This is a genomic window from Paenibacillus tarimensis (assembly GCF_021532315.1).
Lineage (GTDB): Bacteria > Bacillota > Bacilli > Paenibacillales > Paenibacillaceae > Paenibacillus_I > Paenibacillus_I tarimensis.
This window is the reverse complement of the sequence record NZ_JAKGAO010000015.1, coordinates 130868-152628: the sequence shown is the minus strand read 5'-3', so window position 1 is coordinate 152628 and position 21761 is coordinate 130868. Positions and strand designations below refer to the sequence as shown.

The 21761-nt window shown below is 47.0% G+C and carries 21 protein-coding genes; 13 read left to right on the top strand and 8 right to left on the bottom strand.

Annotation, left to right across the window (positions count from 1 at the left end):
- Positions 1-68 precede the first annotated feature (68 nt).
- From L1N82_RS17590 to L1N82_RS17540, 11 genes are all read left to right on the top strand, one after another.
- Positions 69-1916, top strand: a complete 1848-nt coding sequence (locus L1N82_RS17590) for an EndoU domain-containing protein (protein WP_235288764.1) — start codon at positions 69-71, stop codon at positions 1914-1916.
- An 18-nt stretch (positions 1917-1934) separates the two neighbouring features.
- A complete protein-coding gene (locus L1N82_RS17585; RefSeq protein ID WP_235288763.1) occupies positions 1935-2390 on the top strand; it encodes a hypothetical protein in 456 nt (151 codons plus the stop codon).
- A 160-nt stretch (positions 2391-2550) separates the two neighbouring features.
- Complete coding sequence (locus tag L1N82_RS17580; protein ID WP_235288762.1) at positions 2551-2835, top strand: hypothetical protein; 285 nt, start codon at positions 2551-2553, stop codon at positions 2833-2835.
- Positions 2836-2850: 15 nt separating this feature from the next.
- Positions 2851-3270 carry an EndoU domain-containing protein gene (locus L1N82_RS17575; RefSeq protein WP_235288761.1) on the top strand — a complete coding sequence of 140 codons (420 nt, stop codon included), beginning with the start codon at positions 2851-2853 and terminating at the stop codon, positions 3268-3270.
- A 25-nt stretch (positions 3271-3295) separates the two neighbouring features.
- Positions 3296-3715 carry a hypothetical protein gene (locus tag L1N82_RS17570; RefSeq protein WP_235288760.1) on the top strand — a complete coding sequence of 140 codons (420 nt, stop codon included), beginning with the start codon at positions 3296-3298 and terminating at the stop codon, positions 3713-3715.
- A gap of 450 nt (positions 3716-4165) precedes the next feature.
- Positions 4166-4423, top strand: a complete 258-nt coding sequence (locus L1N82_RS17565; RefSeq protein ID WP_235288759.1) for a hypothetical protein — start codon at positions 4166-4168, stop codon at positions 4421-4423.
- A 24-nt stretch (positions 4424-4447) separates the two neighbouring features.
- Positions 4448-5014, top strand: a complete 567-nt coding sequence (locus L1N82_RS17560) for a hypothetical protein (RefSeq protein WP_235288758.1) — start codon at positions 4448-4450, stop codon at positions 5012-5014.
- 41 nt (positions 5015-5055) lie between these two features.
- Entirely contained in the window at positions 5056-5502 is a 447-nt protein-coding gene (locus L1N82_RS17555) for a pyridoxamine 5'-phosphate oxidase family protein (protein WP_235288757.1), read from the top strand.
- A 179-nt stretch (positions 5503-5681) separates the two neighbouring features.
- On the top strand, positions 5682-7394 hold the full coding sequence (locus L1N82_RS17550) for a pre-toxin TG domain-containing protein (RefSeq protein WP_235288756.1): 1713 nt from the start codon (positions 5682-5684) through the stop codon (positions 7392-7394).
- The gene (locus L1N82_RS17545) at positions 7391-7576 is read left to right on the top strand and encodes a CdiA C-terminal domain-containing protein (protein WP_328284497.1); all 186 of its coding nucleotides are present in this window, start codon (positions 7391-7393) and stop codon (positions 7574-7576) included. Before L1N82_RS17550 ends, L1N82_RS17545 begins: the two co-directional genes overlap by 4 nt.
- A gap of 4 nt (positions 7577-7580) precedes the next feature.
- Positions 7581-8051 (top strand): hypothetical protein, encoded by a 471-nt coding sequence (locus L1N82_RS17540; RefSeq protein ID WP_235288755.1) that lies wholly within the window; start codon positions 7581-7583, stop codon positions 8049-8051.
- 802 nt (positions 8052-8853) lie between these two features.
- Here L1N82_RS17540 and L1N82_RS17530 read toward each other — a convergent pair.
- The 4 genes from L1N82_RS17530 to L1N82_RS17515 all read right to left on the bottom strand — a co-directional run bounded on the left by L1N82_RS17530 (position 8854) and on the right by L1N82_RS17515 (position 14039).
- The gene (locus L1N82_RS17530) at positions 8854-10236 is read right to left on the bottom strand and encodes a serine hydrolase domain-containing protein (RefSeq protein WP_235288754.1); all 1383 of its coding nucleotides are present in this window, start codon (positions 10234-10236) and stop codon (positions 8854-8856) included.
- Positions 10233-10643, bottom strand: a complete 411-nt coding sequence (locus L1N82_RS17525; RefSeq protein ID WP_235288753.1) for a hypothetical protein — start codon at positions 10641-10643, stop codon at positions 10233-10235. Before L1N82_RS17525 ends, L1N82_RS17530 begins: the two co-directional genes overlap by 4 nt.
- A gap of 20 nt (positions 10644-10663) precedes the next feature.
- Complete coding sequence (locus L1N82_RS17520) at positions 10664-11020, bottom strand: MerR family transcriptional regulator (RefSeq protein WP_235288752.1); 357 nt, start codon at positions 11018-11020, stop codon at positions 10664-10666.
- A 157-nt stretch (positions 11021-11177) separates the two neighbouring features.
- A complete protein-coding gene (locus L1N82_RS17515; RefSeq protein WP_235288751.1) occupies positions 11178-14039 on the bottom strand; it encodes a discoidin domain-containing protein in 2862 nt (953 codons plus the stop codon).
- Between the two features lie 530 nt (positions 14040-14569).
- Here L1N82_RS17515 and L1N82_RS17510 point away from each other — a divergent pair.
- Positions 14570-15025, top strand: coding sequence for a hypothetical protein (locus L1N82_RS17510; RefSeq protein ID WP_235288750.1), 456 nt, complete (start codon positions 14570-14572; stop codon positions 15023-15025).
- A 481-nt stretch (positions 15026-15506) separates the two neighbouring features.
- On the opposite strand, the gene L1N82_RS17505 is transcribed toward L1N82_RS17510, so the two are convergent.
- The 3 genes from L1N82_RS17505 to L1N82_RS17495 are packed head-to-tail and all read right to left on the bottom strand — an operon-like array spanning position 15507 to position 18293.
- Positions 15507-16241, bottom strand: coding sequence for an MBL fold metallo-hydrolase (locus L1N82_RS17505; RefSeq protein ID WP_407946774.1), 735 nt, complete (start codon positions 16239-16241; stop codon positions 15507-15509).
- A complete protein-coding gene (locus L1N82_RS17500; protein ID WP_235288748.1) occupies positions 16234-17625 on the bottom strand; it encodes an MATE family efflux transporter in 1392 nt (463 codons plus the stop codon). Before L1N82_RS17500 ends, L1N82_RS17505 begins: the two co-directional genes overlap by 8 nt.
- Complete coding sequence (locus tag L1N82_RS17495; RefSeq protein ID WP_235288747.1) at positions 17622-18293, bottom strand: TetR/AcrR family transcriptional regulator; 672 nt, start codon at positions 18291-18293, stop codon at positions 17622-17624. The genes L1N82_RS17500 and L1N82_RS17495 overlap by 4 nt, the downstream gene beginning before the upstream one ends.
- A 294-nt stretch (positions 18294-18587) precedes the next feature.
- Between L1N82_RS17495 and L1N82_RS17490 the strand changes: the two genes are divergently transcribed.
- Positions 18588-19493: a phosphatidylinositol-specific phospholipase C gene (locus tag L1N82_RS17490; protein ID WP_235288746.1), complete on the top strand. Its 906-nt coding sequence runs from the start codon at positions 18588-18590 to the stop codon at positions 19491-19493.
- A gap of 124 nt (positions 19494-19617) precedes the next feature.
- Here the strand turns inward: L1N82_RS17490 and L1N82_RS17485 are convergent, their stop codons facing one another.
- Positions 19618-21705, bottom strand: a complete 2088-nt coding sequence (locus tag L1N82_RS17485) for a methyl-accepting chemotaxis protein (protein WP_235288745.1) — start codon at positions 21703-21705, stop codon at positions 19618-19620.
- Between the last annotated feature and the right edge of the window lie 56 nt (positions 21706-21761).

The window sequence follows — 21761 nt, the reverse complement described above, 5'->3', positions numbered from 1 at the left end:
GGGTTAAGCGAATTTTATAATGCTTATGAAACCGGCTTGGTACGACAGAGGACAAGGGAGTGATGCAGGTGTCCCGGTTGGAAATTGATTTTCATACGGTAGCCCAAAGTATAAACACGTTACATAACGGAGCAGTGAACAAGCTATCGTCGGTGACGAGCAATGTGCGCAGCATCGGTGGCGGCGTGGACGGTCAGATCAAGGCCAGACGCGGGATCGGAGGCAGGCTGAGTCAGGCGGCAGCCGATGCGCAGAGCATCCATCAGAAGCTGATGAGCGTCGAGACCTTCATGAGGCAGTCCAGCGACCGCTATCAGACCATGGAGAGGCAGATTCAGCAGCGAATCGCGATACTTGGCACGATTGGTGTGATGTCCGCGAACCTGGATGCTTTCAACCGGATCAGTATATCGGACCTGGAGCTCAAGATTGCCGGGCTTGAAAATAAGCTGGCCGCCTTCATCCCGGCTTTGTTTGATCTGATTAAAGACAGAGATAAGCCGCTTGATATCCGGCAGATGCTTGTGATGGCGGGAAGTTTCGTGACAACGATTGGAGAGCTGACGATCTGGCAGATACAGCTGCTGGTGAAGACGGTCACGACCCCGCTGCCCATTGACGAGGACATGCTGGAGGCGTTAAATAGAGAGCAGTACCTGTATCTCGTGCGGCTGTCGATGAAGGAGGGCCCGGAGGGAGACTGGGCAAGGCAGCAGCTGATCGAGGCGCGGGCTTTGCTGGACCGCTTGCGTCTCGCATACATCGGCATTGGCGAGAAAACAGCAGCTATGGATATGATGGGTCTGTACGCAGCGCTCAGCAACACAGCCGACCTGCTGCAGCAGCTGAACAGCATGGGACTGCTGCCGGAGAAGGAAGTGTTCACGCCAGAGGAACTGGCCGCCAGTTATGAATACGATCGCAAGCGTGACGGCATGGTAGTCATTAACGGCAAGGGCGAAGTGACGCCGATCAACATGGGCAACCTGGACGAGCTGCTGCTCGGTTATCTGAGGGACAGCGGGACCAATCTCATGCCAATCCATGTGTATGAGCCGTACTTCAACGACAAGATAGAAGACTTTCTTAACTATGCAATCTCGCAGGGGTATGATCCGCGGACCTTCGAGTACGTGGGGGCGGATATCAAGAATGATCCGTTCGCCGAGGCGTTCGTCGCAAGCCAGCAGGGGGCCAGTGACAAGTACAGCGAAGAAGCCAAGAAGCGGCAGGACAAGGTGACAGAATTTGTGTCAACGGGGCTGGATTTTGTTCCGATAATCGGCAACATCAAATCTGCCATTGAACTCGGAGCAGGCGAGACGATGGCTGGCGAAGAGTTATCGGACGGGGATAAGCTGCTGGCGGCAGGAGGCATCATCTTCCCGTGGCTGCGCAAGAGCGGCGATGTTGTCAGCAGTATCGCCAAGCATGGCGACGAAGCAGCCGATGCGGTTACAGGTGCGGGGAAGCATGGGGATGAGGCTGCTGATGCGGTGGAACAAGTCGGAAAAAGTGTAGATAATTTAAAAAATACAGATAACTTTAAACAAGGCACTAAAAGTAACGCAATAAATCATATTTTTGAAGGTGAAGTTGTCAAGGGCCAAGCTGTTGGATTTCATTACGAAGGTGTGCAAAATAGTAAGGGTAAGGTTGTAGGAAACATTGATCCGCCAAATGAGTTTGGTGTGTATAGAGCCAATGTTGAAGTAGAAGGAACATTAAAGCAAGCAAAGTCTACTTTTTTTCCAAAAGATTGGACACCTCAACAAATAGTTGATGAAGTGAATACAGCCTTTAGCAACAAAGAAGTGTTTAAGAACAATAGATACAGAGGAACAGCGAGTAACGGAATGACTATTGAGATGATAATAAAGAATGGAAAAATTGTATCAGCATATCCTCTTTACTAAAGATTGGAGATCGATTTCATGCTTAAATATATCTATGAAACTGAGCACAAGGAAGACTTCAATGAGGTAGTATTAGATTTTAGCATTGATGAAACACTGGATAATGGGTACATGATAAGTGACTCTTTAGGTGCAGACATTTTTTTAGACATTAATTCTATTAAAGAAGAAGTAGAAAAATTAATTGGTTTGCTAGAAGGAAAAGTGGAATCATATGGGGGGGGCGGAAATGTCAACGTCATAAAATCTGACCGACAGTATACAACTCTAGAAGATATCTTTACGGATGAAGATGAAGAGGAAATGGTGTGCAGGATTGAGACTGTTGAGTTTTTAAAGATAGTCTTAATTTGGGCAAGAGAAAATTTCCAATATAAGGCTCAAAGGGGCGTTATGCCTGAAGTCGAAGCAGATTCAGCGCTAAACTGGATCGATCAAACGAAGAGTTACATTAACACAATGGAAAATTTTTGATAATGATATGTTTGTTAGGAGGCCGGGGATGCATAGACATCTTCGGTTTTTTACTATAGAGACAACTGTTACTGCCCTGAAAGTCCGTTTTATGATAAAGATCTTGCCAACCAGACACCTATAAAATCTCCAGAGTAAATGGAGACAATCGGAGTTTACAATGAATCTAGTAGAGAAAGTAAAAGATACCCTGACCGTTGAGAATAAAATTGAGAAAGAAAGCAAAATCGAGGAAATTGGAGATATCTTAGAGTATGGGAGCCTGGACAGAGATGAAGTAATTGAAAGTGTAAATATGTTAATTGCGCAAGTAGGTTTGGAAAAGGACAACACATTAAGAGAAAGTATTCTACTTGCCATTCATAACGCAGTAGTCTATAAAAATATAGCTGCTGAATATAAGGCAGCCGAGGATGCATACATCTTCGGATTTAACCTTGATTGAACACAATCACAGCTCATGCCGATCCATGTCTATGAGCCGTACTTCAACGCCAAGATAGAAGATTTTCTGAACTATGCAATCTCGCAGGGGTACGATCCCATTAATAATGCTAACGATAATTTTGCAGTTGAAGTATTATCAACAAATGCAGACGGTACCAAAAATGTTGTTTTTACAAAGCAGTTTCCTGATGGAAATATTTCTAAACTCAAAAAGAGTACTCTATTTCCTGATTCGTGGACTGAAGAACAAATTTTCAAGAATGTAACTGATGTTGGCAACACACCAGCTATTTCTACAAGATTGAGGGATGGGGCGACTTGGCATAGAGCAACTATTGATGGTGTGGAGATTGATGTAATCAAAGTTGGTGATGATGTAACAAGCGGCTATCCAACAGGTACGGTAAATGCGTCTCGCCCATCAGGCTTTTAATTCAATTTATGTGGAGGCACCAAATATGTACAGAGAACTTGATAACCTTTTATCTGCTGATACAACGGTAGATTCTTGGTACGATGACGGCTGTATCATAGCAAGCGAAATACTTTCAGACTTTAGCCCAAACGATTGGGATGAATTATCTAACCAAGTGCTTAGTAAACCAATTGAATGGCAGAGGAAAATAGCATATTGTTTGGATAATGAGTGTAGTTCTCATGAACACAACATACTAATCTCTTTGCTCAATACTAATGATGAGGAATTATTCGAAATATGCATAGATACATTAAGAAGTTATTCTAGTCAAGAAATCAAAAATATAATATTGGATGACCCGGGGATTTTACAACGTGTAAACGACTTATTACCTGCTGCCAGCATACCAGTAAGGAAAATGCTCGAAGATTTCCTTGCAAAGATTCAATCGGATATTTAGATTTCGTATTTGGACTTATGGAAGCTGTGATACTGAAGTGCTCCTTAAGACAGATTCTATCGAGACTTATAGTATAAAGCAGAAGCAAGCCACAGAATGCGGCGGTCTTCTGCTTTTTTTCTTGTTGGATACGCTCATGCTTTAGTAAGATATTAACAGGAATATACAGGGATTATCATAGTTTATGTGCCGGTTTCCTACTACTAGATCAAGACAAAGCAGGTGTTTTCACTGAGGAGAAGATACATATCCAAGCTGTCTGTTCAAGAATGTGAAGCGGCTTTTAGAGAATGTGTGGACTTTACGCTTATTGATAACTGGAGTGAGCGCTACTCGGGCTGGGTTAAGCGAGGGTTGTTCAGTATAAGTTACAAGAGCGGGAAAATTTGCATGAACAATCCCATATTCAACAAGGCCATAGGGAGAATTTCGACAAGGAAAGGCGTCACGGTGGTTAGCTTTAGGACGTACAGGGGGCTTACCGATATTTTGTCACTGGCTATATTATTTGCGGGGTCTTTCGCCATTATATTGGCAACCAGCAGTCAGGTTCTGGACATCGGGACAATTGCGCTGTTGTCCTTGTTTTGCTGCAGTTTAGCGGCAGTGATCACGTATACGTTCACCTCGTTATCCTCTGAAGGGCGGGAAGGGGAAGAATATCTGATTGGTTTCTTGGAGCGTGTTCTGGAGCTGACGAATCGATGAAGAGGACTTACAGGGGGATTAATTATGGCTGAAAAACTGCGGTTTATGCCGGATCAGAACCCGGAGGAATATAAACGATTTGAAAAGTATGCAGATGCAAATGTTTATCATGTGAGTATAGAGCCTGATTTCTCGAGATTAGTTGTTTGGTCGACAGATGTAACAGATACCTTGCTAAATCTAGTTAAGAGCATGAGTGAATCCTTGTTTATTCTATATGTGCTTCATGTAAGCAGGTGTGATCAGGAGACCGCCCGGTATCAAAGTGAAGAGCTAAGGGGGTCTGAGGTTGAAGAGTTTCTGAACAAGTATGCGGACTTCCTGGCGAATGACAGCAGGCACGATATTTGGTTTCACTCACCAAGTGACAACTCAACGGTTGTTTATGACAGGGATAATATCATCTATATTTATGGCGAGATGGACAAGTATGAGTCTATTTTATCAGAGCTGCAATTTTCATCATATCCGGAGCCGCTATATCTTCCTTGCCCGCATGGGCATCACTACCATTCCGAATACGATGAGCAAGAAATCAATATTCTCAGCGAATACAATTGGCGCAAGTCACCTCTGAAGGAAGAGGATTAATAATTGGGCAACCCTTAAGAAGCTTAAAGGACGTGAGAAGCATGAAAATCATTAGAGATAAGAACCGCAGCTTTGATCTTGAGCTGTTTTTGAAGCAGCCGATGTTTGCCCATCTGTCAACGCTATCCGATGAAGGGCCTCGCGATTCGCCTGTCTGGTTTGATTGGGATGGGACTCACATCTGGATAATCGGCAATGCCAACGACAGTTTCCCTAAAAGGATTAGAGAGCATCCGCCATGTGCGATAGGCATCATCGATTATGATCATAGGAGCGGTAAGGTGCTTCATGCCGGTTTTCGAGGGCAGGCGGCAGTGAAGGAGTTTGATCCTGCTATAGCAAAAAGACTGTTAGCCAAGTACTTGGGGAGCGACGAATCGGGCTGGGACCGCAGATTTCAAAACCTCGACAGCAGCAATGTGCTCATATGTTTTACACCTGATACGGTTGTGGTACGGGATCAATCCTATGTGCCAAGCAGCCGCTGACGCAAACGGCGTTTTACCGAAGCAGCGTGCAGACCAGGGGATCTGGGTGCTGCTGCTTTTTTTTGTGTCTCAGCTCATTCTTTAGCAAGATTTCAACAGGGATATACAGGAATTTATGGGGATTAAGCGAACCTTGTATCGTTATGAATTGGCGAACCAGGCCATAGGACGAGGAAGTGATGCAGGTGTCGCGGCTGGAAATTCATTTTGATACGGTGGCCCAAAGTATAAACAGTTTGCACAACGGCGCTGTTAATAAGCTGTCGTCGGTAACAGGCAGTGTACACAGTGTGGCGAATGGCGTAGACGGCCAGATCAAGGCGAGACGCGGAATTGGCGGCAGGCTTGGGCAGGCGGCAGCCAGTGCGGAGAGTATCCGTCAGAAGCTGGTCGGCTTGGAGACTTTTGTGCGCCAGTCCAGCGATCGCTATCAGACCATGGAGAGGCAGATTCAGCAGCGAATAGCGGTTCTCGGCACGATCGGCGTGATGTCCGCGAACCTGGATGCTTTTAACCGGATCAGTATATCTGACCTGGAGCTCAAGATTGCGGGGATTGAAAAGAGGCTGACTGCCTTCATCCCGGCTTTGTTTGACCTGATTAAGGACAGAGATAAGCCGCTCGATATCCGGCAGCTGATTGCGATGGCGGGGAGTTTCGTGACCACGATTGGAGAGCTGACGATCCGGCAGATACAGCTGCTGGTTAAGACGGTCACAACACCGCTGCCCATTGACGAGGACATGCTCGAGGCGTTAAATAGAGATCAGTACCTCTATCTGGTGCGGCTGTCGATGAAGGAGGGCCCAGAGGGAGACTGGGCAAGGCAGCAGCTGATCGAGGCGCGGGCTTTGCTGGACCGCTTGCGGATTGCCTACATCGGCATTGGCGAGAAAACAGCAGCTATGGATATGATGGGCCTGTATGCAGCGCTCAGCAATACAGGAGGTCTGCTGCAGCAATTGAACAGTATGGGACTGCTGCCGGAGAAGGAAGTGTTCACGCCGGAGGAGCTGGCGGCCCAATACAAGTACGATAACGAGCGCGAGGGCATGGTGGTCATTAACGGCAAGGGCGAAGTGACGCCGATTAACATGGGCAACCTGGACGAGCTGCTGCTCGGTTATCTAAGGGACAGCGGGACCAATCTCATGCCGATCCATGTCTATGAGCCATACTTCAATGACAAGATAGAGGAATTTCTAAACTATGCGATCTCGCAGGGGTATGATCCGCGGACCTTCGAGTACGCGGGGGCGGATATTAAGAATGATCCGTTCGCCGAGGCGTTCGTTGCAAGCCAGCAGGGGGCCAGTGACAAGTACAGCGAAGAGGCCAAGAAGCGGCAGGACAAGGTGACAGAATTTGTGTCAACGGGGCTGGATTTTGTTCCGATAATCGGCAACATCAAATCTGCCATTGAACTCGGAGCAGGCGAGACGATGGCTGGCGAAGAGTTATCGGACGGGGATAAGCTGCTGGCGGCAGGCGGCATGTTCTTCCCATGGCTGCGAAAGGGCGGCGACATCGTCAGCGGTATTGCCAAGCATGGTGATGAAGCAGCCGATGCGGTTACTGGCGCAGGGAAGCATGGGGATGAGGTTGCTGAGGTTGCAGGTAATGTGAAATTAACTGAACCTTCTTTGCCAAAGGGCAGCAAACCAAAAGGTGATTACGGCGTGGGAGATTCCCATGGAATAAAGAAACAGAATGAGACCGCCGATATCTTAGCTAATGAAGGATATGATGTTAGGATGCTGGATGAAGTTGATGGAGGAAATGGCTACGGAATCAAAGCTGGGTCCAATCCGGATTATCTGGTCGAAGGTAAAGTGTTTGACTGCTATGCGCCAAAACCTGAAGGTAAGACACAGAGTATAATAAAGAAATAGCAGGGAAAACAAAAAACCAGTCAGGAAGTATTGTTTTAAACTTAGATAATTTCACAGATGAAAAAGTTGCAGAGATTACCGAAACAATTTTAAGGAAGGCTAATGCCAATGGTGATTTGAAACGGTTAGAAGAGCTGCTGCTTGTGAGAGATGGTAAGATAACGAGAATATTCGGAGGTTAGCGGGATGGATTGTGAACTGCTTTTAGTCTCAGATTTGGATTCGAGAACCTTAAAGAATACTGTATACTCTATAGTACGCGACATAGTTGAAGGCAAGGTTACATCATATGATGATCTCTCTCGTCTCTGTTGCGAATACTTCACGATTGATATTGAAACAGAAGAAATTATTAGTTTGGATTTCATTAGAGAAGAGTATGGAATGCAGATTAATAGCGAAATAAGAATACAGTTATTCGGCAAAGCTTTCCACAATGGATTGGAACAACTATTTAGAATCTTTGGGGGGATTATAAACAGCTTTAACCCTGATATGGTATTCTTGGAGAACGGAACTGACCAATTATTTAGAAAAGAAAAGAATATGGTTATCGTAAACACAAAGTTAGATGATAACCAGCAAAAATACTTGTCTCCAAAGATAATTGGCTATTTGAACTGTTCATATATATATAGGGATCTATCTCATCATTAGGGTGCTCCAAGGCCATCTTTGATGACTTTTGGGGCACCCTCGTCCTTTTGCAAAAGGCTTCACATCGATCGATGATTCCCCATTCATTCTAAATGTAACAGCCGCCAACTCGCAGCACGGAATATACCGACGCGTAAATTAAATCCGTTTTTCGATCCAGGCCATCGCCAGATAAATAGTGAAATTAGAATACAGTTGTTTAGAAAGTTGTCTTGGCCTTTTACTAACAAGGAGGGAGTCCGTAATCAGAAACGCATATAGAGAGCTAGACAACCTCTTATCGGCCGAAATATCAGTGGATTCGTGGTACGATGATGGCTGTATTTTTGCTAGCGAGATTCTATTGGAGTTTAGCTTGGAAGATTGGGAGAAGTTGTCTAAGAGTGTGGCTAATAAGCCACTGGCATGGCAGAAAAAGCTCGCCTATTGTATAGATAGCAGCTGTAATATGTATGAACTACAGATACTGTTGGAGCTGCTGAATACAGAAGACGAAGAGCTCTTCGAAATTTGCATTGATACGTTGAGAAGTTTTACAAATCCGGAAAGTAAACAGCAGATAGCAGCCAATCCTTCCATACTGGATCGAATAAGTAGATTGAAGTCGTAAGCAAGTCTGCCTGTGAAAATGATTCTGGAGGATTTCCTTAACAAGATTCAGTCATAGGACCGCCAACCGGCTGTACAAGACCGAGTTACTCGGATAGCCAGATGGGGAGGAGTATGGTGAACAAGGCGATGACGTGGTATCTAATTGTTCTAGCATCTGCTACCCTAACTCATATAACTGAGTCCTGTCTTGTCACTGTACACGTTCCGCTACGCTTTGGCTCTCATGATCATACCAGATCAATCGGTAGCTCTTGCCCGCCTCAATCTCGGCAAACTCCAGTTCGGTTGCGGTTTGCTGCTCGTAGAAGCGTGTAGCGCTGATCGGCAGCAATATGAATGCCATCCCGTTGCCAAGTCTCATACAGAGTTGACTCTGTTTCATATAAACCTCTGCAGGCAGCGTCTGCTCCTGTTCATCCTTAAAGAGGTATTCACCAAGAAAGGGTTCATAATCCTCTGCTGATAGCCGAATCATGTTGCGGTGAGCCGTTGCTCGCGGCAGTTCAATTTGCTCGCCGGCAAGAGCCTGTTCCACGCTCCGGATCAACTGCTGGGTATAGGCGTAGTCCCGTTCTCCATTTTGCATAAGGATGAGCGTCAGATCCTGCTCGATATAGCGCTTAAGAAGCGTGGCATATCCCGGCCAGCCGCCGCTATGGCTTACCACTTTGCCTAGCTGTGGATGCCGCTCAATCAACCAACCGAATCCGTAGTCGAACGATTCTTCGTTATGGAGCGTCACAGGTGTAAACATGGCTTCACGCAACTGCGGATGAATAAACTTGTCGTCATACAACGCACGATCCAAACGAAGCAAGTCCGTGGCTGTACTATTCACCATGCCATCTCCCTGCAGGCCGTCCAGGTAGTGGACATAATTCATTTCCGGTACGGCATCCGGCAGCACGTATCCACCGTGTTCCAGGCGATAGACATAGCCCCAGGCATAGTCTGACGGAACAGGGGCGCGATTAAGACGGCGATTGTATACGCATGTTCGCGCCATGCCGAGCGGTTGAAAAATCTGATCAGACAGAAAGTCCGCGTAGGATTGGCCGCTGATCCGTTCAATTAGAATAGCGAGCATAATATAGCCCGTATTGCTGTACATCCAGCGATCATTAGGCGCAAACAATGAATCTGGGCGATGAGCGGCGAGCATGTCTAGGACATCGTTGTTGACAGCAATCTGTGCGTGATTCCACTTCTCGGTGAATAGCGCGATGTAATCAGGGAGCCCAGAGGTATGGGTTAATAAATGACGGATTGTAATACCCGGATAGGGCAATTCGGGCAGCCATTTGGACACCGGATCATCCCATTGCAATTTCCCCAGCTGATGCAGGCGTACGATGCCCAGTGCTGTAATTGGCTTGGAGACCGAAGCTAACTCGAACATCGAGTCTATAGTAAGCGGACGTACATTATCTTGGCATAGTTCTGCAAAGCCCATCGTTTCACAAAGCAGAGGTTTCCCCTGTTCGGCAACCAGGATCACGCCGTTAAAGCATTCTTGTTCTCTAACATGTCCCATGAGTGCAGATAATTGGGCTTCCTTTTTTTCTCCTGTCATCTTTGTTCCTCCTTTGGATCTATACTATGGCCATCGATTCCAGGAAGGCCAAATTTGCTCGCATAGTGTGCCAGCGCCTCATTCAGCCACGTAGTCTCCCGCTCATTTAATGGCATATCCACCAACTGGTTCAAATGATCATGCTGATCCTCTGAAATGTGGGCAAAGTTTGCCAGCGCCTGGTCATCTAGAAAATCGAGTATCCGTTGTACATAGAAACGTAGCATTTCTTCGGCCTCCAAAGCGTCCGGCTTTCCTGTTGATAAACGCTTGACGGCTTCAGTAAAGGCAAGCATCTCCAGATCCAATTCAGCTGCGGCATCTTGGGAGATATCGAACAAGGCAGTTGCCGTGTGCTCCGACAAATGTTCCGCTACCCAACTGCGTTGTTTGTCTTCCTGCAGCATGTTGCGTATTAATAGAAACATCACAGTTCTCCCTCACGCTGCACGATTGTAAGTAACCGTCCAAGTATATCCAGCGACCTATCCAGTTCAGCACGGGCGGCCTGCAGGGCTTGCTGCTGGATATGCAGAGTTTCGGCCAAATTCTTCTCCCGTTCGTGATGATGAATGAACTGGCGAATACGGTCCAAAGAAAAGCCAAGCGACTTTAAGCCGATGATTTTTTGCAAGGCGATCAAATCAGCTGAACCATAGATGCGATATCCGTTGTCCTGACGGCGCGGGCAGAGCAGTCCTATCTCTTCGTAATAATGAAGCGTGCGTATCGGAATGCCGCTTAACTCGGCAAATTTTCCGATGGAATAATGTGCACCTTCCATCGTCATCCCCCTCTCTTGCCCCATTATATAACCTTCAGTAACTGGAGGATCAAGCATAATTATATAGAAGCGTGTGAATGATTACGGGCGCCTAGAGCAGCTGGAAAATAGAAAGCCTCCCCGCCAACTTGGCGTGGGAGGCTCTTTCATCTGGGGCTTAGTAGACTTCCAGCTCATTAATGCGAACGTAGTTTGTTTGATGAGCCGGGCCTTTACGGCACACGACCCGTACTTGCGAAGCGGTAATGGAATTAAACGAGTGGGAGCGGTAAGTCGATGTATTGCCTGTAATGGATACCAGTGTCACCCAGCTTGAACCGTTCCAGTACTGCAGATCATAGTCAGCCAAGACATAACCTTGGGAAGTATAGAGGTCAATCTTGCTGAATGTCTTATTGGAGCCGAAGTTCATGTAAACATGCTGTGGGAGTGATGCACCATTATTATTAGCCCAGCTGTAGTCCCCGCCCAGTGTCGTGCTGCGGTTTCCATCGTTGATCCGATTAACAGAATAGCCCGGGAATGTTGAATCTGCGCTTACAGCAGCACCAATTGCTTTATTGGTGGATGTTTGGTCCAGATACACTTCCAGCTCATTGATGCGAACGTAGTTCGTTTGATTTGCCGGTCCTTTACGGCAAACAACACGGATTTGCGAACTGGTTACCTCACCGAAGGTGTGCGAGCGGTGAGTGGACGTATTGCCGGTTACTGATACGAGTGTCACCCAGCTGGAGCCATTCCAGTATTGCAGGTCGTAATCGGCCATAACATAACCTTGCGATGTATACAGGTCGATCTTGTTAAATGTCCGGTTTGAGCCAAAATTCATGTAAACATGCTGAGGAAGCGGCGCACCATTGTTGTTCGCCCAGCTGTAGTTACCGCCAACGGTGGTATTGCGGTCTCCGTCATTAATTTTCGCAGCCGCATAGCCGGGGAATGTGGTATCCGCGCTTACAGCTGCTCCAATCGCCAGATTGACGCTTGGCTGACCGGGATTCGGGTTTTGACCGGGATCAGTAGGACCCTTCTCGACACGCACCAGCGGCCACGCGATTCGGAAAAGCTGTACGCTCTTACCAAGTGCCGCGGCGTCGCCCCTTACGACAGCATCGATACTAAGCTTGATCTGCGTAGGGACATTCGTGCCGGCGGTCCATTTTCCCTCACCTTCAATACCGGCAAACACCTTTACTTCCAGCACTTTTTTCTTGGCAATATAAAGCAGCGCTTCTGCTTGGGCACCGGCATACGCTTTAATTTCGCCTTCGATGCTATAGGTTGTTGTTAGGTAACGGTCTACATGGCTGTAAGGCGTAATGGATGTTGGAACGAAGAGGAAGTTCTTACCGCGTACCCCGGCTTCAACCGTGAATCCTTGATCAACCCGGAATTCAAAGGTAACACTGCCGTCGACACCGATAACCAGGTAAACGCCAACACTGGCTTTGCCAAGACCGCCGGCATCTACTTCAAAGCCGAAGATCGGTACCTTTATGTCTTTCTTAAACTTCGCTTCGCCTTTAATATAGACATTTGCCTTTTCCCCGGCTGTGAATTTCAGGTCGTATTTTTTGATGTTGTATGTGCCCGAAATTTTTGGCGTGAGAAGAGTAATATGGCCACCGGTTTCGACGTAGATTTTGCCGTTGGTGCCTTGCTCGTTAATCAGAACTTTCTTGAATTCACACTTGAAGTCTCTTCCGGTCTTCGCACATCTGGTGAAATCATCGGCTGCCGCAGCGATGGCACTTGCCTCCATCATCTCGGCTTCTTCATTGACTGCAGGCTCAATTGTGTCTTGCGGCTGCTCCGCTTCCGGTGCAGAAGTCTCGTCTGCTGCTGGCTGCTGGTCAATTACAACTTCATCGGCTGTAGTGGCTTCTGCTGCTTCCACTGCTTCAGCAGCTTCTGTGGCAGCTGCGTTAGGTTCAGCAGACTCCACTTGAACAGGAGCGTCGGTGTTTCTGATGTCTGTTTCAGCTGGCAGTTCTGCAGCCGGGGAAGGCTCCATCTCTGCTTCCGGCAGTTCAAGAGCTTCCATCACACTTGCCCGCGCAGCAGCTGAATTGGTAGGGATAATTAGATTCTGCTCATCAAAAGTTACAGCTTGTTCAGGAATATCGTAATATTCGAACAACTCATTTACTTCAGGAGCCGTCCAAGAGACCGTAGTGACCGTTGATCCTGTCGTGACGTTCGTAATTTTGATAGCTTTGGTTGTGGCGGAGTCGAGGTAGATGGTTCCGACTTTCAAATTGGCTTGAAGCTGCTGGTACTCGCTGGCAGTCAGCTGGAATGTACCGCTCTCAGCTTCATTTTCAATTGTATTTGGGGCGATGGAGAGTTTGTTTTTGATGCTCGCAGGCATGGGGATGTTGCTCTTTAATTGATATTCTACGTTAGCGAACTGACCCACCGATTCAGCCGGATTAGCTACGCCGACACCCTCTGTTGTCGCATTGAATACAAGGCGAAAGTAGGCTTCGGGATGCGGAGTGTTCTGGTTAGTGCTGCCGGCCCAGATCCAGCGTGCGCTCGTATCTGCTGGCATACCGCTTACCTGATTAGTCCAAGGGGAGGCGCCGTACTTCCCGTACTCAACGGCTCTGCTCCAGGAAGCGTCATTAAAGTCGGACTTCTCCCATCCAGCCGTATATGTACCGCTCGCTTTCCAGTTGAAATCCGTTACAATGTTATCTCCGAGGTAAGAAATATCCGCTATGAGACCCGCATAGGACCCGAGGTCTTTCGCTTTGACAGCGATAACATTCTTGCCTTCTGTAATGGGTAGATCAAAGGTATAGGCACTGTACCAGCTTGTTCCCTCCCCAATCAGATTACCGTTGTGATAGAGGGTAAATTCATTATCAGCGGTTAGTGTGATTTTTCCGGTAGAGGGAGCGGCCGCAGACACCGTAGTGGTGCTTCCCATACCGACAAGTAGTGTGGAAAGGATAGCGAGAACGAGGAAAGCTGACAAATATCTTCTGAATTTCATCGGAATGGCATGCATATGGGTGGGTCCTCCTCTTAAACATTTAGGTTTGATAGATGAAGACTGACGGATTTGAATAATAAAACGCGGGGAGAATGCTTCAGTAGTTAAAGTGCTGCTGTTTATAAACTTTAACTAATTCTTTATACACCTCTCTTTCCAAATAATAGAGATTAAATAGTTAAAAGTATCTACTATATGGATCACCACCCCTTTCAACTCAAGCATAATAGATAACTATTAATTGTCAATATATAAATATATTGTTATTATTATTCGACATTTTCTCTCTTATTAGTGCAAAAAGATATCAGGGATTTCGATGTTAATCGTCAATTTAATCATAGACGAACCGGCATTCGGTTTTGCTAATTTGCTAATTGGAACAGGTGACAGGAACATCGGTCTTTTGGCAGAATTACAAGAATAAAATCAGTTAAAATATAGCAGGGCAGTATTGTACCTTACTCTTATTCGGCTTGAGTCTATAGCAGGCAGTTATACAGGCAGCCTCTTTATCCAATAACTACGAGATTGGAGACAGATAAATGAAAATTGAAATCGGGGAATCTCTATTATTATCTTGGTTAAAGCATATTAAAGAATGTCAATTAGTTCAGATGAATTGGAAGCCATCAGTAAAGTGGGAAATAAAGAATAGGCAGACACTTGAACGGCTTATGGCCAATTCTGCTGATTTCTTTGCCGGTAAGTATGGATATGATCTTTATAAGGGAAATAAGTCCATTAATCAGCTTATCGGTCAAGCGGAGGTTGATGTAATAGGAGTGAATTATGATGAACAAACTCCCCAGATATATGGAATTGATGTAGCATTTCATGAAGGCGGGCTAAACTACGGATCAAAAGAAGAGACTGTTGCGAGGATTATTAAAAAAATATTGAGGACGGCCATGTGCCTACATGACTATGTTGGGAATGCAGCAGGCACGATTATTTTTGCATCGCCTAAAATAAACCCCGCTATACATACTGAATTGTAAGAACGGTGCTTAGGCGAATCCTTGAAGAGGGGAAGGTGTCGGAGGACGAGATTAAACAAATGCAAGATAAGGATTACTCCAAGAGAACATTCGGTCTTCAGTACCCTCTACTTCTTAAGGTATCATCGGCACCAGGGAAAAGTCCGGTAAGATATTACTCGTCTCCAGTTCATATTAACGGTGAGTATTATTATTTATGTTCGGAGTGGTTTGAAGTACCAGCTAACAATGATCGGCCGTACTTGATGAAATGGTTGGGTTTACATATATAGAACACGTTAACCTCATGTTATGGCGTCCTAAAGGACATACAGAGACTTGAACCGATGGTTAAACACCAGCTAGTAGATGAGGGGGCCTCATCTTTCTTAGCTTGATTTGATGTCCGGAGCTCAACAGGCTGCCCTATAACTGGCAGCCTGTTAGAGTATTCGGGCCGATATTGACATGCATGCCGAATAACCTTGAGTACTCATATTACTTATGAATAGCGGTTCACTAAATTATGCAGAGCATCGTGCACATTGCCTTGGAAGCATCCGCCATGATAGCAGATCAGCGTCTTTATATCATAGGTCAGCAAGCGGCGAACTGATGCAACAGCCTCTGCCAAGTCTAAGGTATACTGCGGATTGGCGATGTTAAGCTCCCCTTCTTCAATCACGACGGCGTCACCAGCAATCATCGTCTTATGTAAAGGCAGATAAAGCGAGATATGTCCTGCCATATGCCCCGGCGTATGAACAACTTCAATTCCGCCGCACCATGGCAGGAGGTCGCCGTGACCAACCGTTTGACCGACTTCGACCGTCTCAATGGATTTTAGCATCGCGATGAATTGTTCTGCGGATGGGATGGCTTCCGGGGGTAATGAGTGCAGGGATAATTCAGCTTGTTCCAATCTTTGCGACTTCTGAATCCCTTCCAGATACGGTTTTTCAAGCTCATGTGCGATAATCTTCACATTTGGGAGCATTCGCTGTAATTCGGCAAGGGAGCCGATATGATCAAGATCGTGATGCGTGGCGATGATTTTCGTTATATCTTCTAGCTCTAAGCTTTCTTGCTGAAGTGCTTGCCGGAGTTGAGGAACAAAACCAGGATACCCGCAATCAATGAGAATCCGTTCGTCGCCATCGCTTAAAATTACAGGTGTGATTACCTGATTATGACCGTCTGCTGTAAACTCTAACGGCAGTTGGTGATAACTAGACACTTTTCTCGCTCCTTTCATAATGCGTTGCTGCGCCTTTCAGCCATCTTCCCGAGAAATAGTAGAGCAGGCTTGCTGCCGTTGTTGCCGCATAACTGATAACGATAGCCAGCCAAATTCCTTGAATACCCAGGTCCGTAAGGGAAAGCCAATGTGCAAGGGGAATTCTAATGATGCATAAAGAAACAAACGATATGACCATAGTGGAGATCGTCTTTCCTGCCCCGTTAATTATGCCGTTCGAAACGTAGAACACGATAAAGAATAAATATCCGAATCCTACCAGTCTTAAATATTCTACTCCTCTGCTAATAACATCCTCATCATGAACAAACACTTGCATGATTGCTTCGGGTAATGTGACGCATAGTATAGAGATTGCAGCGATAATTGGAATATTAATAATAATCCCAGAGCCCAGAATGTACTTCAAGCGCTCCACTTTCCCTGCTCCCAGATTTTGCGCTGTCAGCGTGGAGGCAGCCATCATGACGGCGATTGCCGGCATTGCTACGATGGAATCAATCCTGCCGGCTATTCCGAACGCCGCGGTCGCCGCGGCGCCGAACCCGTTTACGAAAATAGTAATGAACGCATAGCCCAATGAGACCAGCATCTGCTGAACAAAAGATGGAAGTCCGATCCGTATGATTTCCCCGAATACTGCCCTCTCGAACAGCAGCCCTGTTGGATTAATCGGCCATTCTCTGTACTTATATTTTACATAAAGGAAGCCGAGAATGACAGAAGTACCCATTGAAAAGATAGATGCATACGCCGCTCCGTTCAATCCGAATGAAGGTATTGGCCCATATCCGCTAATCAACAACGGGTCCAAAACCGCATTGATAAGTGTTGAGAGAATAATAAAGACTAACGGAATCGTCGTATCGCCGATTCCCCTAAGCACCGATGCGATTAAGTACGAGGCATACATGAGAACAAAGCTCAAAATCGTGAGCTTCAGATATCCCGATGCGATTTCCATAATCTCAATAGGTGTACCGAGGAGTCTTAATAACGTATCCGACAGCAGCAAGCCGCCAGCCGTTACAAGCACGGTAAGTATGAAGGCAACCGACCATGAGTTGTTCACCACTTGCTGAATTCTCTTAAGATCCCCTGCTCCATATGCCCTGGAAACCAATAAGGATGTCGCCAATGTCGCACCGGAGCCAAGAGCAACCATCGCCAGATAGATGGGGAGGCTGACAGCTGCAGCCGCTACTTCCTCTTTGCCAAGCAATTTGCCGATCCAGATGATATTAATGACACTGTAGCCTGTTGCAAGTAAATTACCTATAAGGACAGGTAGTGCAAACTTAACCATATGCCTCGGAATACTTCCCGACGTAAAGTCTTTTCCAAAACTGTGTTTCGGTTTCACGCGCGTTCCTCCAACACTCTTAGCGCCTCTTCCACGTAGAGCTTTATCTCTGCGTTATCAAATTGGATTCCAAGCGCCTGCAGATTATAAACTGTGAACGCATAAGCCGAATCCGTGAGTTTGCGATGCCCATCGCTTTGGAGCCAATCTGTGACTAGGTAGTAGAAGGAGCTTTCGAAGGCTAAGGCCGCAACCCGTTCATCCGGAATCCGGACATGGTTGTGAATCTTGAATCGTTTAAACCACTGCTCCATATCCCGGCATGATTTCCTGATGCTCTCGATTCTCTCCCTTTCAAATTCGGGGTTTAAACCAACAGCTTCAACTAACATAATTCTGGCGATATCCCGATTGCACTGATACATCCACAAGTTTGCGGTGATTACCCGTGTCATGTTCTTCGGGAGGGTAAAGTTCTGGACATCCAGCACCCTCTCCGCGGTCTGCTGGAAGGACAGCACGATGGACTTATAAAGCTCGACGAACAATTCTTCTTTACCCTTAAAATAAAAATAAAAGCTTCCCACCGAGACACCAGCTTCTCCGACAATATCCTTGACTGAAGTATTATGATAGCCACGCTCAGCAAAAACCCTTGCAGCCGTATTCAGAATCATCTGCCGCTTCAGGTCTTTCCGTTCCTGTGTTTCCTTTGACGTCCTATACACATGATCCCTCCTCAAGCATAAAATGAACGTTCATTCTATGCTTGATTATACATGGATTATAATGGAAGTCAATGCAGATATTATTTTTGTCTCGTCATTCATAAAAACCTAACCTGTCGTTGACGCTTCACTAACATACCATTGGTAGATTAAGGACGGCGATGGACGAGCAGCAACGAAATGAAAAGGAATAATTGAACCCGCTTATCGCTGTGCATTCCTCAAATGCCGATGTTCATCAAGCTGGCGCCACTTGATTAACATAAATTTACTAGGGTAAGGTGGGAGTTTGAGTTGTTCAAAAAAGCCTTCTTGCTAGTCGCTGCGGTTACAATGGTTGTATCGTCCTTTGCAGGCACTGCTCTTGCTTACAGCAGCACCAATTGGATGGGTTCGGTTAAAGACAGCGTGTCTCTGGCTGCACTCTCGATCCCCGGAACACATGATTCCGGTGCGCTATACGAGCCTATCTCCGGCACGGCCAAGACGCAGGAGCTGACAATTGCGCAGCAGCTGTCCATCGGTGTACGTTATCTTGATATCCGGACGAGACATTACAAGGACGCTTTCCCTATTCATCATGGTGCGGTGTATCAGAACCAGAACTTTGATGATGTATTAAATGCGGTGATTTCGTTCCTGAACGCCAATCCGTCGGAGACTGTCATCATGAGCGTGAAGGAAGAACACACGCCTGCAGACAACACGCGTTCTTATGAAGAGACGTTTAACTGGTACGTCAATAAGAACCGGGACAAATGGCTGCTGACGGACCGCATTCCTACGCTTGGTGAAGCTAGAGGGAAGATCGTGCTGTTGCGCCGGTTCGGTGCGGCCCAGCTTCCGAAGGGCATCAATGCTACCTCCTGGCAGGAGAACACCACCTTTACGATTCAGAATGCCGCCGCTTTGAAGGTTCAAGATTATTATAAGGTTACGGACCGGAACAAGAAGTGGACCGATATCCAGAGCATGTACAACGAAGCCAGCACATCGAATCCGTCCCGGTTGTATATCAACTTTACCAGCGGCTACAGCCCGGGCTTGTTCGGCATTCCGAACATTCGGGCAATCAGCAATGAGATCAACCCGAAGGTAAGCCAATTCTTCTCCGCCAGCACGAAGGGCCGCTTCGGCATTTCCGTCATGGACTTTATTACAAGCGACCACGCGTCAAAAATAATCGCGACGAACTTCTAATTTCGTTCCTTATTTCAAATAAGCGGGAGCCGTGATTTCATTCGCCGTCTCCCGCACATACGCACAACAGCCCCGTTCATCGGATGAACAGGGCTGTTGGTTTTTTTCAATTATCCTAATATAATTACTCATTAATCTTAAAGCGTTTCACCAGCTCCTGCAGCTTCCCGGCCATTAACGACAGTTCGCTTGAAGCATGGGCGATTTCCTGGATAGAAGCAAGCTGCTCCTCAACCGAAGCTGAGGTTGAATGCGCGCCGCTGGCGGATTGGTCGGAGATACGGGACAGCTCCTGCACGGATGCGGAAGCCTCTTCCGTTCCTGCCGTAATCTGCTCGGCTACAGCGGAGATATCCTGGATCTGCTCGTTAATGGAATTAGCGGACTGCTTAATGCTGGAGAAGACAGATGCCGCTTCACCGCTAATGCGCAGTCCTTCGTTCACCTGGCTCTTAACATTACCGTTCATCATCTCATTGGAGCGTACAATCAGGGCGTTCATCTTCTCAATGGTTGCTCCGATGCTATCAGCTGTCTGCTTGGATTGCTCGGACAGCTTGCGTACCTCTCCGGCTACGACAGCGAAGCCGCGGCCTTGCTCACCGGCACGTGAAGCTTCGATTGCCGCATTCAGTGCCAGCAGATTCGTCTGATTGGCAATGTCCGCGATGGCATCATTCATCTTTCTTGCCTCACCGGACAGCTGAGCCAGCTGCTCAACAATCTCAGTCGATTCGGATACGGCCTCGAGAATCCGGTTCATCTGGCTGCTGACGTTCTGGATCGTCTGGCTGCCCTTCTCGACATGCTGTTCGGTCTGTTCGGCAGAGTTCACAATGGTATTAGCCGATTCAGCAATCGACATAACGCCTTTGGCCATTTCCTCGACGACATCGGATGCCTGATTGGAAGCCTCTGCTCCTGCATTCGCGGTTTCCGCTGTTTCTTGAACGATTTCGGAAACATGCTGCAGGGTCTCGGCTGTCTGTTCGGTGCTTTCTTTAATCGTGTCGGATGAGATGGCCAGCTTGGAAGAGGCTTCGTTCAGCTCCGAAACCATTGTCCGCAGTGATTCGGTCATATCGTTGAAGCCGTCTGCAAGCATGGCGAATTCGTTCTTGCCCTTCAGGTGTACCTTACGGGACAGGTTGCCGCTGCGAATGTCATTCATCCCTTGCTGCAGCTTTTTCAAAGGACGCGTAAAGATAAGAATAACGACGGCGATTAGAATGCCAACCAGAATGCTGGACGCCGCAATGACCCATAACGTGGTCTGCATAATTGGTTTAGAGGCGGTTTCGTAGTCACCGACAGATAATGACGCGAAAATATTCCAGCCTGTAGTGGGCTCTACCGTGTTGTAGCCGTCCATTACTAATCCGATTGCAGTCAGTGATATTCTCGAAATATCGCTGTACTTCTCATCAGGTGGGACGAAGGATGGATCGGGTTCGCCGCTGGCTTCATAAGGGGCTCCAGCTGGAAGGATACCCATTTCGAATACAGGCCCGGCTCCGGTTACCACCTTATGCTGCGCGTCCGTTACGAATAAGGCGCCTTGATCGCCGATCTTCACGTGCTTCACCAGCTCCGCCATTTTCTCCATGCTCAAGCTGAAGTTCAGGACACTGGTGCCATCCTCAAGTGTTCTGGAGATGTTGAATACAAGCGGACCTGCAAGAGAAGGTGCACTTGTTTCCGCAAGGGATACCTTGCCTGGGCTGGAAACTGCCTTCTTATACCAATCGGCCTCCAGCGGATTGAAATCGGCGGCTTCAACCTGAGGGGAGGTAATATATTCTCCGTTCCCGGCGGTCAGGATGACTTCACTCAGCTCGGGATGTGAGGCTGCATATTGATCCAGACGCTGCTGAATCTCAAGGCTGCTTGCTTCCTCGGAGCTCAAGTCGGTGGCCAGCACCTCCAGATTGTTCATGGCATTAGTCATATGCATGTTGAGTGTACTGCGGACGAGCGCTACATTGGATACAATCCCGTTCGTTATCTTGTCTTTGACCTCATTCTTGGCGCTGTTATAGGAAAAATAACCGATCGACAGGCTTGGTATCAGAAGTACAACGAGAAAGGCTGCAATCAGCAGTGTCCGGAATTGCCGGAGGGAATGCTTGCTTGCTCCCCAGAATTTAAGTAGGGTCTCTTTGGCAGACGGCCTTTTCTTGACTCCTGCTGTCTTCTTGTTCTTTGTGCTCATGTTTCTCTCTCTTCCTCCTTGAGTCTTCCGTTCTGTATAGTATTTGCGGGCCTGTT

Excerpts from the sequence above, each read along its gene's own strand:
- L1N82_RS17585 (WP_235288763.1), top strand. The coding sequence starts at position 1,935 with ATGCTTAAATATATCTATGAAACTGAGCACAAGGAAGACTTCAATGAG.
- L1N82_RS17555 (WP_235288757.1), top strand. The coding sequence starts at position 5,056 with ATGAAAATCATTAGAGATAAGAACCGCAGCTTTGATCTTGAGCTGTTT.
- L1N82_RS17560 (WP_235288758.1), top strand. The coding sequence starts at position 4,448 with ATGGCTGAAAAACTGCGGTTTATGCCGGATCAGAACCCGGAGGAATAT.
- L1N82_RS17570 (WP_235288760.1), top strand. The coding sequence starts at position 3,296 with ATGTACAGAGAACTTGATAACCTTTTATCTGCTGATACAACGGTAGAT.
- L1N82_RS17580 (WP_235288762.1), top strand. The coding sequence starts at position 2,551 with ATGAATCTAGTAGAGAAAGTAAAAGATACCCTGACCGTTGAGAATAAA.
- L1N82_RS17520 (WP_235288752.1), bottom strand. The coding sequence starts at position 11,020 with ATGGAAGGTGCACATTATTCCATCGGAAAATTTGCCGAGTTAAGCGGC.
- L1N82_RS17525 (WP_235288753.1), bottom strand. The coding sequence starts at position 10,643 with ATGCTGCAGGAAGACAAACAACGCAGTTGGGTAGCGGAACATTTGTCG.
- L1N82_RS17510 (WP_235288750.1), top strand. The coding sequence starts at position 14,570 with ATGAAAATTGAAATCGGGGAATCTCTATTATTATCTTGGTTAAAGCAT.
- L1N82_RS17575 (WP_235288761.1), top strand. The coding sequence starts at position 2,851 with ATGCCGATCCATGTCTATGAGCCGTACTTCAACGCCAAGATAGAAGAT.
- L1N82_RS17485 (WP_235288745.1), bottom strand. The coding sequence starts at position 21,705 with ATGAGCACAAAGAACAAGAAGACAGCAGGAGTCAAGAAAAGGCCGTCT.
- L1N82_RS17540 (WP_235288755.1), top strand. The coding sequence starts at position 7,581 with ATGGATTGTGAACTGCTTTTAGTCTCAGATTTGGATTCGAGAACCTTA.
- L1N82_RS17530 (WP_235288754.1), bottom strand. The coding sequence starts at position 10,236 with ATGACAGGAGAAAAAAAGGAAGCCCAATTATCTGCACTCATGGGACAT.
- L1N82_RS17550 (WP_235288756.1), top strand. The coding sequence starts at position 5,682 with ATGCAGGTGTCGCGGCTGGAAATTCATTTTGATACGGTGGCCCAAAGT.
- L1N82_RS17515 (WP_235288751.1), bottom strand. The coding sequence starts at position 14,039 with ATGCATGCCATTCCGATGAAATTCAGAAGATATTTGTCAGCTTTCCTC.